The organism is Kitasatospora sp. NPDC002543 (assembly GCF_053594915.1).
Genome location: NZ_JBSFWR010000167.1, coordinates 1 through 10,578 on the forward strand (window position 1 = coordinate 1; position 10,578 = coordinate 10,578).

Consider the following 10,578-nt stretch of genomic DNA (forward strand, 5'->3'; position numbering starts at 1 on the left):
AAGCGCTCGGCCTGGGCCCGCATGTTGTCCATCAGCTCGGGGCCCATGATGCCGTCCCGGAAGCCCGGGAAGTTCTCGACCTCGGTGGTGTTCATGAGCGCCCCACCGGCGGTGACGGCCCCCTCGAAGACCAGGGGCTTGAGGGAGGCACGGGCCGTGTAGAGCGCGGCCGTGTACCCGGCCGGGCCGGAACCGATGATGATCACGTTACGGACGTCGCTCATGCGGTCAGCCCTCCAGCTGCTTGGCGTCGATCTCGGCGATCAGGTTCTCGATCAGGGTCTTGATCTCGTCGCGGATCGGGCGGACGGCCTCGACACCCTGGCCGGCCGGGTCGTCCAGCTTCCAGTCGAGGTACTTCTTGCCGGGGAAGTACGGGCAGGCGTCGCCGCAGCCCATCGTGATCACGTAGTCCGACGCCTGGACGGCCTCGGTCGTGAGGATCTTCGGCTTCTGGTCCGAGATGTCGATGCCCAGCTCGGCCATGGCGGCGACGGCGGACGGGTTGACCTGGTCACCCGGCATGGAGCCGGCGGAGCGGACCTCGACGCGGTCGCCCGCGAGGTGGGCCAGGAATCCGGCGGCCATCTGGGAGCGGCCGGCGTTGTGGACGCAGACGAACAGCACGGAGGCTACGGGGGAGGTGGTCATCTCGCTCTTCCTCGAAGACGGGGGTGCCGTACGACACGACCGGGCGGGGACGGTCGCGCCAGCGGCACGGCCTTGCGGCAGTTGCGGTGTCCGCAGACCGATTGCGCTGCTGGACTCGGCGGTCGGCTCGGAACGGCTGCCGACACCGACAAACGTATCACTATATGGTGATGTCAGTCGACAGTGATGTGAATGGCGAGAGCAGCGCCCTCGCCCGAAGCCCCGGATGGCCTCGGGTTCCCCCATCCACCCGCACACGCACCGGCCACCCGGACTCAGCGGTGCCGGGCGAGCTTGACGGCGGAGACGAGCAGGATCACCCCCAACGCGGGGATGAGGACCAGGTCGGGGAACACCCCCAGGAGCAGGCCGCCCAGCACGGCGCCGGCGACGGAGCCCGCGGCCATCACGGCGGTGAAGCGCAGATTGGCGCCGAGGACGGCGAAGCTGCCGTCGCGGCTGTATCGGGCGAAGGCCACCAGCATGGTCGGCAGCGACACCAGCAGGGACAGGCTCCCGGCGGTCTTGATGTCGAGCGCGAACAGCAGCACGATCGTCGGGATCAGCAGCTCGCCGCCGGCCACCCCCATGATCGCCGCGACCGCCCCGATGCCGAACCCGGCCACGACCCCGCCGGGCACCCGGGCCCACGGCGGAAGGTCGAGCGCGCCCAGGGTGGTGGCGTGCGTGACCAGCAGGGCGGCGGCCATGAGCACCATCAGCACAGCCAGCACCCTGTAGAGGGTGGCGCTGCGCATCCGTACAGCCCAGCCTGCCCCGGCCCAGGCGCCCAGCAGGCTCCCGGCGAGCAGGTTGACCGCGACCGGCCAGTGCGCGGCCAGCTGCGAGGCCGGCACTGCGGCGAGCCGGGCGGGCAGGGCGGTCAGCACGACGACCAGGCTCATCGCCTTGTTCAGGATGACCGCCGAGAGCGCGGCAAACCCGAACAGGCCGATCAGCAGCGGCAGGCGGAACTCCGCGCCACCCAGGCCGATCATCCCGCCCAGCACGCCGATGGCGGTGCCAGCCCCGAAGACCAGGGGCATCGAGCGCGTCGAACGCTGTGGCGCGAGGTCCGTGTCGATGGTCACGACAGGCATCCTCACGGATCGAGGCCACCACCCGCCATGGCGAGTCCTCCGAGAACAGGTCGGCACCGAAGCAGGAGACCACCAGGCAGTGGGCCGCCCAGGCCGCCCGGGCGCGTGTTCACCCAGCAGGCGGGGCGACGGGTAGGACGGTGCCGTCGACGTCACACACGGCGGCCAGGGTGTTGTAGACGGTGCCGAACCGGCGCAGGTTCTGGTGGAGCAGGTCGATCCGGCGCTGGGGCTCGTCGGTGACCAGCCTCAGCTCATAGGTGACGGCAGTGAAGCGGGGCGGGGCGTCCTGGCGGCGGAGCTGCACGTCGACCTCGGCGCGCTGATAACGGAAGGGCAGCAGCCTGCTGGAGCGTTCGACGTTCTTGAGCAGGCAGGCAGCGAACGCGGCGGCAGGCAGGTCGGCTGGGCCCGGTGCACCGCTCGGGGCACTCCCCCAGGAACCGTCGACGAGGATGGTCTGCGTGGCAGCCCGAACCCGGGCATCGCCTCCGGGACCGGTGTGGCCTTGGACCTGGTAGACGGTCGGCGGGGTCGCACTTTCCTCCATCGCAGGCACTCCGTTCAACAGATCGGGAGCGTGTGCCACAGGCCGCCGGTCGGCAACCGGGACCGCACGCTCCAAGGCCCGTGGCAGGCACCCCAGGCGCCATGACCCGCCTCGACGGCACCGTCTTAGGATTCGGGACATGGACAGGATCACGCTGCCACACGGAGAGCCCATACCGATGACGACTCGGCGAACCCGCTGGCAGGAAGCGGGAAGCAGCGGAGGCTTCGGCCAGCGGTTCGCCGAGCTGATCGCCGCCGGCGAGGATGTCGACGGCGAGGCCAGGCTCGCCGACACGCTCGTGCCGCGCGGCGCCCGGGTACTCGACGCCGGCGCCGGCATGGGCCGGGTGGCCGCCGCGCTCCGGCGGCGGGGGCACGACGTGGTCGCGATCGAACCCGACGAGGCACTGGTCCGGCAGGCCCGGGAGACCTACCCCGGACTGCCGATCGAGGAACGCGACATCCTAGACCTCAGCCCCGACGACGGCCCGTTCGACCTGGTCGTCTGCGTGGGCAACGTCATGGTCTTCCTGGCCGAGGGCACCGAGCGCACGGCGCTGGGCGCGATGCGCGGCGTACTCGGTGAGAACGGCCGGATCCTCGTCGGATTCCACCTCCAGGACCCGCCGCCGCACGCCCGCACCTACACGGCGGCGGAGTTCGAGGCGGACCTGACCGCCGCCGGACTGCGCGTCGACCTGCGGGCAGGCACCTACCAGCTGCACCCCGCGAACGACACCTACGGCGTTTGGATCCTGAGCCGCGCTCAGGACTGACCCCAACCCGGGCCGGCACTCGATGGACCGACACCCTGCCGCCGAAGCGGCGCGGCCCAGGGAGTCTCCGGAGTGCCGGCCTCGAAAGCCGGTCCGCCACAGGTGACACCCCCCTTGAGGGGGCGCGCACGGTCGGCTTTCGGGCGGCAGCAGCAGCATCGGCGCAGCATCCAGGGCTGCAGCAGGCACTCAAGAGCCTCGACCGACACCCCGCCCCCTTCTGCGGCGGAGGCCGGCCTGCCCTGCCGCCCACACGACGGCGCCATCGTCGACACCCACCCGCACCGGCCGGTTCATCAAGGCACCCCGGCCCGCCGCACTCCCCCGTGTCCAGCCCCGGGCTACTGCGGCAGCCGGCCACGCGCCGAATGCGCAAGATGCCCAGCCCCAACCCCCAGCGGCGCCACCCCCTTGCAGCTGCGGCACCTACGGGCGGTTCGACCCGTGAACTCGACAGCGGGCTTGGAAGTGCCGCCAACATCGACTAACGTATCACTACATGGTGATGTCAGTAGAGAGTGATACAAATAGCCCGGTGGACGTGCTGAAAGCCGTGGCCGACCCGCTGAGGATGCGGATCCTCACCCTGCTCGCCCGCGAGGCCCTCTGCACCAGCCACCTGGTCGAGGAGACCGGCGCCCGGCAGACCAACCTGTCCAACCACCTCAAGATCCTCCGCGAGGCCGGACTGGTCGACACCGAGCCCTGCGGCCGCTTCACCTACTACAAGCTCCGTCCCGACGCCCTGGACAGCCTCGCCGGCTTCCTCGGCGACCTCGCCGCCACCGCCCGCGCCACCGCGTGCGCCGACACGAAAAGGGCCTGCCCGTGACCCCCACGAAGACCACCGCTCCCCCGGACCACCCCGAGGCCGGACTGGTCGGCAAGCTCTCCTTCCTGGACCGCTTCCTCGCGGTGTGGATCCTGCTCGCCATGGGCCTCGGACTCGGCCTCGGCCGCCTGATCCCCGGCCTGAACGACGCCCTCGCCAAGGTCGAGGTCGGCGGCGTCTCGCTGCCCATCGGCCTCGGCCTGCTGGTCATGATGTACCCCGTGCTTGCCAAGGTCCGCTACGACCGCCTGCACACCGTCACCGGCGACCGCAAGCTCATGGCCTCCTCCCTGGTGATCAACTGGGTGCTCGGCCCCGCCGTCATGTTCGCCCTGGCCTGGCTCCTCCTGCCGGACCTCCCCGAGTACCGCACCGGCCTGATCATCGTGGGCCTGGCCCGCTGCATCGCCATGGTCATCATCTGGAACGACCTCGCCTGCGGCGACCGCGAGGCCGCCGCCGTCCTGGTGGCGCTCAACTCGGTGTTCCAGGTCGTCATGTTCGGCGTGCTCGGCTGGTTCTACCTCGACGTCCTGCCCGGCTGGCTCGGCCTCGAACAGGACGGACTGCACTTCTCCGTCGCCAAGATCGTCGTCAACGTCCTGGTCTTCCTCGGCATCCCGCTGCTGGCCGGCTTCCTCACCCGCCGTCTCGGCGAGAAGAAGCTCGGCCGCGAGACCTACGAGCAGAAGTTCCTGCCGAAGATCGGCCCCTGGGCCCTGTACGGGCTGCTGTTCACGATCGTGATCCTCTTCGCCCTCCAGGGGAAGACCATCACCTCGCAGCCGCTAGACGTCGCCCGCATCGCCCTCCCGCTGCTCGCCTACTTCGCGATCATGTGGTTCGGCACCTTCGCACTCGGCAAGGCCCTCGGCCTCGCCTACGACCGCACCGCCACCCTGGCCTTCACCGCCGCCGGCAACAACTTCGAACTCGCCATCGCCGTGGCCATCGCCACCTTCGGCGTCACCTCCGGCCAGGCACTGTCCGGAGTCGTCGGCCCCCTCATCGAGGTGCCCGTCCTCATCGCCCTCGTCTACGTCTCCCTGGCCTGGCGCAAGCGCTTCGCCCCCGCCGCCGTCAGCACCGCGGCAAAGGAGTCCTGAGCCCCATGCACTGTCTCGACTGCGACACCGAGGGGACGACCAGCCCGGCCGTCGGAGTCTGTCGCGGCTGCGGCGCCGGCGTCTGCGCCGACCACGCCCGCACCGAGGCCGCGACGCTGCGGAGCGGGCCGGTCCTCGGTCCGGCCGACAAGACAGTGGTCCGTCAGATCCTGTGCCCGTCCTGCTCGGCATCCGTGCACTCCGGCGCGGGGATCCCTTCGTGACGGCGACGACCGACGTGGTGGTGGTCGGCGGCGGCCAGGCCGGGCTCGCCGCCGGCTACTACCTGCGGCGCGCCGGATTCGACTTCGCGATCCTGGACGCCGCCGAGGCGCCGGGCGGCGCGTGGCAGCACTACTGGGAGAGCCTTCGCCTGTTCTCCCCGGCCGCGTACTCGTCGCTGCCCGGCCGCCCGATGCCGGGCCAGGCCGGAACGGAGTGGCCGGACGCCGAGCACGTCACCGAGTACCTGGCGGAGTACGAGAAGCGGTACGAACTCCCCGTCCACCGCCCGGTATCCGTCACCTCGGTGGCGGAGACCGGCGACGGAAGCCTGCTCGTCCGCACCGGCGACGGCACCTGGCGCACCCGCGCGCTGATCAGCGCCACCGGATCCTGGACCCGCCCCTTCGTCCCCGCCATCCCGGGACGCGAGGTGTTCACCGGCCGCCAGCTCCACACCACCGGCTACCACCGGGCCTCCGACTTCAGCGGCCAGCGCGTCGTCGTGGTCGGCGGCGGCAACTCCGGCGCGCAGATCGCCGCCGACCTCACCGGGGTCGCCGCCGCCGTCCGCTGGGTCACCCGCCGCCCCGCCCGCCTCCTGCCCGACGAGATCGACGGCCGCGCCCTCTTCGAGATCGCCACCCGCCGCGTCCAGGATGGCGGCCCGCGCATCTCCGACCTCGGCGACATCGTCGCCACCCCGCCCGTGCGCGCCGCCCGTGACGCCGGACTCCTCACCGACCACCGCATGTTCACCGCCCTCACCCCGGTCGGCCCCCGTTGGCCGGACGGCGAACTGTGGCCGGCGGACGCGATCATCTGGTGCACCGGCTTCCGCCCCGCCCTCGCCCACCTCGCCCCACTCGGCCTGCGCACCGAGGCATGCGGCCGGATCGCCACCACCGGCACCAGGGCCGTCTCCGACCCGCGCGTCCACCTCCTCGGCTACGGTGACTGGACCGGCCCCGCCTCCGCCACCCTCATCGGCGTCGGCCGCACCGCCCGCCAGGCCGTCACCGAGATCACCGACCTCCTGCACTGACCCGCACGCCCACCCCGGAATGGGCTACCGGGACACACAGTCCACGCCCCGCATCTGCACTGTCGAACCGACGAGCTCTGGACGTACCTCACATGATGTGCTATCAGTTGATGCGGAACTCGGGCAGGACCCGGGTCTTCCGGGGCAGGACCCCGGAAGTGCCACCTGGAGCATCCACACCTCCAGGACGCCCGGCCGCAACGGCAGGGCCACACAGCACCGGAGCCGCAACGGCTCCACCCGGGTCTTTCCCATCACGGGGAAGACGGCCCCTTGTGTGGACGGGAGCGCAACGCTCCCCTTCTCGGCAAGCGTTACCCGATCTCTCGCAGATCTCAACGAACACACCGCGATGGTGTGGCGCAGCCTCGGGCCCTGCGCCTTGACAGGTCATCTGTCGTCGTTGGGGTTCTGTCGCCACTGGGGCCTCTCGCGCGGATGACTCCGTTCACCGTCGAGGAGAAACCCATCATGTGGTCCGTTCTCGCGGAGTTGGCCTCCGCATCCCCGTGGCTTGTGCTTTCCCTGCTGTTCTTTCCGGCGGCGATGCTGTTCGCCTCGTTCGCGTTGTGCATCCGCGGCACGAGTGCGGGTGAGCGCCCCGCGATCATTCGGGCGTTCGCCGAGCTGGTGCGGTCCGTGCGCGGAAACCGCAGGTGACAGGTCGCGTGCCAAGGTCAGTCGATGGTCGGGCTTCGTCGTTCGACCAGGAGGACGTCCCGCCAGACCCCGCGGTGGCGCCCGATGCGCTCGCGGGTGCCGATGACCCGGAAGCCAGCGCGGGTGTGGACTGCGAGACTCGCTGTGTTCTCCGGGAAGACGCCGGACTGAATCGTCCAGATTCCGGCCGCCTCCGTCGAGACGATCAGCGCGCCCAGGAGCCAGCCGGCCACACCCAAGCCCCGAGCGTCGGGGTGAACGTAGACGGAGTGCTCGACGACTCCGGCGTACGCGCACCGGTCGGAGACCCGCGACGCCGCTACCCAGCCCATCACCCGACCGTCGCCGTCGAGGGCGACGTACCGGTGATCGGGCAGCCTGGCGACGTCGAATATCTCCCAAGCCGGGGCCTCGGTCTCGAAGGTGGCGTTCCCCTCGTCGATCCCGGCCTGGTAGATCGCCAGCACCGGGCCAGCGTGGTCTGCGGTCATCGGCGTGACGGTGATCGCGGACTGCGGCATGGGAGTCTCCCGAAGGATCAGCAAGGACGCGGGGTTAGCTGCTGCCGAGGATCGTACGCACCGCTTCGGGGAAGACGGTCAAGCAGGTGCGGTTGGCACCATAGCGGGTGGTACGGCAGCCGCACACAGGTTGGGCGACAGCTCGGGTGCAGGTGAGCGGATCAGCGGCCGGCGCCTGCGAGCATGCCTGCCATGGCGGCGAGCACGGAGGGCTCGACACGGTAGTAGACCCAGGTGCCTCGCCGCTCCGAGGTGAGCAGGCCCGCCTCGCGCAGCTTCTTGAGGTGGTGGGAGACGGTCGGCTGGGAGACGCCGACGTCCTGGATGTCGCACACGCACGCCTCCCCGCCCTCGTGCGAGGCGACCCGGGAGAACAGCCGCAGCCGCACCGGGTCGCCCAGAGCCTTGAACATCGTCGCCATCCGGACCGAGTCCTCCTCTGACAGCGACGCCGCGGTCAGCGGCGGGCAGCACGGCACGACGACCTCGGGCTCCAGCACAGGCAGCACATTCGCGTTCGACATACATCTATGTTGACATACATCAAATCACTGGAGACGCCGCTCACGTCCGAGTTCGCCAGCGAGACGGCGGGCGACCCGAGCCGCGTCGCGCCCGACCCCGCGCAGCGAGTTGGAGGAGAGGCTGCGCTGCCATTCGAGCCCCAGGTAGGCCAGGCGCGGGCCCACGGTGGACAGGCCGTCGCGGTGCAGCGGGCGGCCGTCCCGGTCGAGGGCGCCGAGCGGGCGCAGGTACGGGAGGTTCGGGCGGTATCCGGTGGCCAGCACGATGGCGTCGACTGCTTCGGCCGTTCCGTCCAGCCAGGTGACCTTGGCACCGTCGACGGACGTGAACATCGGCCTCCTCTCGGGCATCCCTGCGGCAAGGGCGGCGCGGTACCGGCCGTCGTCCAGGACCGGCTGACCGGGCGGCCTGGACAGGAAGCGGCCGATCGGGGCGGTGTCCAGCCGGGTTGCGGTCAGCCAGGCGTGCAGGTCCCTGCCGAGGACGCGCTGACGGGCGAACCTCACGGGCGCTCTGGTGGCCAGGGTGACCCGGCTGCGCTCGGCGAGTTCCGCGGCGATCTGGACGGCGGAGTTCCCGGCCCCCACCACGACGACCCGCTTTCCCGCGAAGGGCCCGGGGGTCGCGTACTCGGCGGCGTGCAGCAGCTCGCCCTCGAAGCCGGCCAGGCCGGGAAGCTCCGGCCGGTGCGGATGTCCGCGTCGAGGGCGGCGGCGCATCCAAGCAGGTAGTCGACGACCTCGTCCCGGCGCGGGTAGCGGTCGGGATTCCCGGGGAAGGGCATGCCGGGCAGAGCGCTGTAGCGAGCGGGCGAGAACAAGGTGAGGCTGTCGTAGTAGTGCGGCCAGGAGCCTGCGGCCCGGCCGGATGCTTCCAGAATGACCGGCACGAGCCTCTGCCGCCGAAGGGCGTGCGCCGCCGCCAGCCCGGACTGCCCGCCGCCGATCACTGCGACGTCGACGATCTCCACGCTTCCTCCTGCTTTGACGAATGTCTATGTTGATATTCATCAAAGCAAATGCCATGCTGGACTCGCAACACCTCATCGACAAGTGTCGAATCAAAGGAGAACCCTCGTGAACGCCTCCGCTGCCGAGCAGCCCCTGCCCGTCGTCGTGGTCGGTGCCGGTCCGGTCGGCCTGGCCGCCGCCGCCCGCCTGCTGGAACGCGGCATCGAGCCGCTGGTACTGGAGGCCGGCCCCTCGGCCGGCACGGCGGTTCGCGGATGGGCGCACGTCCGGTTGTTCTCGCCGTGGGCCGAGGTCGTCGACCCGGCCGCCGAGAAGCTGCTCAGCCCCACCGGCTGGGTCCGCCCCGACGGCGCCGCCTACCCCTCCGGCGGCGACTGGGCCGAGCAGTACCTCCAGCCGCTCGCCGACGTCCTCGGCGAGCACGTCCGGTACAACGCGACGGTGACCGGGGTGGCGCGCGCCGGGCGTGACCGCATCGTCGACTCCGGCCGCGAGGAGCAGCCGTTCACCGTCCACGTCGAGTACGCGGACGGCCGGGAGGAGCGCTTCCTCGCCCGTGCCGTCATCGACGCCTCCGGCACCTGGGCCACCCCGAACCCGCTGGGCGCCAACGGCCTGCCCGCCCTCGGCGAGCGCGCGGCCAACGGCCGGATCTCCTACCGCATTCCCGACCTCCAGGACCCGTCCGTCCGCGCCCGGTTCGCGGGCAGGCGCACCGCGGTCGTCGGCACCGGTGCCTCGGCGTTCACCGCCCTCGCGTACCTGGCCGACCTGGCGAAGCAGGAGGAGGGCACGCACGCCGTGTGGGTGCTGCGGCGCGGCATCACCGGCTCCACCTACGGCGGCGGCGAGGCCGACGAGCTCCCGGCCCGCGGCGCGCTCGGCCTGCGCGCCAAGGCCGCCGTCGAGGACGGCCACGCCATCGCGCTCACCGGCTTCCGCACCGCCGCCGTCGAGACCGACGGCGAGCAGCTGGTCCTGATCGCCGAGGACGGCCGCCGCAGCGATCCCGTCGACCACGTCGTCGTCCTGACCGGCCTGCGCCCCGACCTCTCCTTCCTCTCCGAGCTCCGCCTCGGCCTCGACGATCGGCTCCAGGCGCCCACCGAGCTCGCCCCGCTGATCGACCCCAACCAGCACTCCTGCGGCACCGTGTACCCGCACGGGGCGAAGGAACTCGCCCACCCGGAGAAGGACGTCTACCTGGTCGGCATGAAGTCCTACGGCCGCGCGCCGACGTTCCTCGCCATGACCGGCTACGAGCAGGTCCGCTCCATCGCCGCCTCACTGTCCGGCGACACCGAGGCCGCCGCCCGGGTCGAACTCACCCTCCCCGAGACCGGCGTCTGCGGCGGCGCCGGCCTGTTCGACGAGCCCGACGCCGCGCAGAGCGGCGGGGGCTGCTGCTCCGTCCCGGCCGCGCCGCAGGTCCTCACCATCGGCCTCGGGGGCCCCGCCGCCTCCGCCGGGAGCTGCTGACCTCACGGTGACCAACACCAGCCTCAGCGGGGCCGCGACCGGGACACCTGCCCCGGCGCCGGCCCCCCCCCCCCCGGCCCGCCCGGGCGGGGCCCACCAAAACCCCCGGGGGATACGGAAAAAAGACAAGCCCCACCA

The 10,578-nt window shown here is 71.4% G+C and carries 14 protein-coding genes and 1 pseudogene; 7 read left to right on the top strand and 8 right to left on the bottom strand.

What is annotated here, in order from left to right; all coding sequences use genetic code 11:
* From ACWD4P_RS36620 to ACWD4P_RS36635, 4 genes are all read right to left on the bottom strand, one after another.
* Positions 1-224 (bottom strand): NAD(P)/FAD-dependent oxidoreductase (locus ACWD4P_RS36620; RefSeq protein ID WP_449782608.1); only part of this gene is annotated, 224 nt, incomplete at its 3' end.
* A 4-nt stretch (positions 225-228) separates the two neighbouring features.
* Positions 229-651, bottom strand: a complete 423-nt coding sequence (locus tag ACWD4P_RS36625; protein WP_449782609.1) for an arsenate reductase ArsC — start codon at positions 649-651, stop codon at positions 229-231.
* Between the two features lie 275 nt (positions 652-926).
* Complete coding sequence (locus ACWD4P_RS36630) at positions 927-1,742, bottom strand: sulfite exporter TauE/SafE family protein (protein WP_449782610.1); 816 nt, start codon at positions 1,740-1,742, stop codon at positions 927-929.
* 118 nt (positions 1,743-1,860) lie between these two features.
* Complete coding sequence (locus ACWD4P_RS36635) at positions 1,861-2,301, bottom strand: OsmC family protein (RefSeq protein ID WP_449782611.1); 441 nt, start codon at positions 2,299-2,301, stop codon at positions 1,861-1,863.
* Positions 2,302-2,479: 178 nt separating this feature from the next.
* Here ACWD4P_RS36635 and ACWD4P_RS36640 point away from each other — a divergent pair, with 178 nt between their 5' ends.
* The 6 genes from ACWD4P_RS36640 to ACWD4P_RS36665 all read left to right on the top strand — a co-directional run bounded on the left by ACWD4P_RS36640 (position 2,480) and on the right by ACWD4P_RS36665 (position 6,944).
* Positions 2,480-3,079: a class I SAM-dependent methyltransferase gene (locus tag ACWD4P_RS36640; RefSeq protein WP_449782612.1), complete on the top strand. Its 600-nt coding sequence runs from the start codon at positions 2,480-2,482 to the stop codon at positions 3,077-3,079.
* 499 nt (positions 3,080-3,578) lie between these two features.
* Complete coding sequence (locus ACWD4P_RS36645; protein WP_355263548.1) at positions 3,579-3,911, top strand: ArsR/SmtB family transcription factor; 333 nt, start codon at positions 3,579-3,581, stop codon at positions 3,909-3,911.
* Positions 3,908-5,017: an ACR3 family arsenite efflux transporter gene (gene arsB / locus ACWD4P_RS36650; RefSeq protein WP_449782613.1), complete on the top strand. Its 1,110-nt coding sequence runs from the start codon at positions 3,908-3,910 to the stop codon at positions 5,015-5,017. The genes ACWD4P_RS36645 and arsB overlap by 4 nt, the downstream gene beginning before the upstream one ends.
* Before the next feature lie 5 nt (positions 5,018-5,022).
* Positions 5,023-5,241 carry a DUF2180 family protein gene (locus ACWD4P_RS36655; RefSeq protein ID WP_449782614.1) on the top strand — a complete coding sequence of 73 codons (219 nt, stop codon included), beginning with the start codon at positions 5,023-5,025 and terminating at the stop codon, positions 5,239-5,241.
* Positions 5,238-6,284, top strand: coding sequence for an ArsO family NAD(P)H-dependent flavin-containing monooxygenase (locus tag ACWD4P_RS36660; RefSeq protein WP_449782615.1), 1,047 nt, complete (start codon positions 5,238-5,240; stop codon positions 6,282-6,284). The genes ACWD4P_RS36655 and ACWD4P_RS36660 overlap by 4 nt, the downstream gene beginning before the upstream one ends.
* Before the next feature lie 438 nt (positions 6,285-6,722).
* Positions 6,723-6,944 (top strand): hypothetical protein, encoded by a 222-nt coding sequence (locus tag ACWD4P_RS36665; protein ID WP_449782616.1) that lies wholly within the window; start codon positions 6,723-6,725, stop codon positions 6,942-6,944.
* Positions 6,945-6,961: 17 nt separating this feature from the next.
* Here the strand turns inward: ACWD4P_RS36665 and ACWD4P_RS36670 are convergent, their stop codons facing one another.
* The 4 genes and pseudogenes from ACWD4P_RS36670 to ACWD4P_RS36685 all read right to left on the bottom strand — a co-directional run.
* Positions 6,962-7,435, bottom strand: a complete 474-nt coding sequence (locus ACWD4P_RS36670) for an N-acetyltransferase family protein (RefSeq protein ID WP_449782617.1) — start codon at positions 7,433-7,435, stop codon at positions 6,962-6,964.
* Positions 7,436-7,626: 191 nt separating this feature from the next.
* Positions 7,627-7,989, bottom strand: coding sequence for an ArsR/SmtB family transcription factor (locus tag ACWD4P_RS36675; RefSeq protein WP_449782618.1), 363 nt, complete (start codon positions 7,987-7,989; stop codon positions 7,627-7,629).
* A gap of 24 nt (positions 7,990-8,013) precedes the next feature.
* Positions 8,014-8,709, bottom strand: coding sequence for an NAD(P)-binding domain-containing protein (locus ACWD4P_RS36680; RefSeq protein ID WP_449782619.1), 696 nt, complete (start codon positions 8,707-8,709; stop codon positions 8,014-8,016).
* A 170-nt stretch (positions 8,710-8,879) separates the two neighbouring features.
* Positions 8,880-8,960: pseudogene (locus tag ACWD4P_RS36685) on the bottom strand (hypothetical protein); the annotation flags it as partial.
* Positions 8,961-9,066: 106 nt separating this feature from the next.
* Between ACWD4P_RS36685 and ACWD4P_RS36690 the strand changes: the two are divergent.
* Entirely contained in the window at positions 9,067-10,440 is a 1,374-nt protein-coding gene (locus ACWD4P_RS36690; RefSeq protein ID WP_449782620.1) for an NAD(P)-binding domain-containing protein, read from the top strand.
* Positions 10,441-10,578 lie beyond the last annotated feature (138 nt).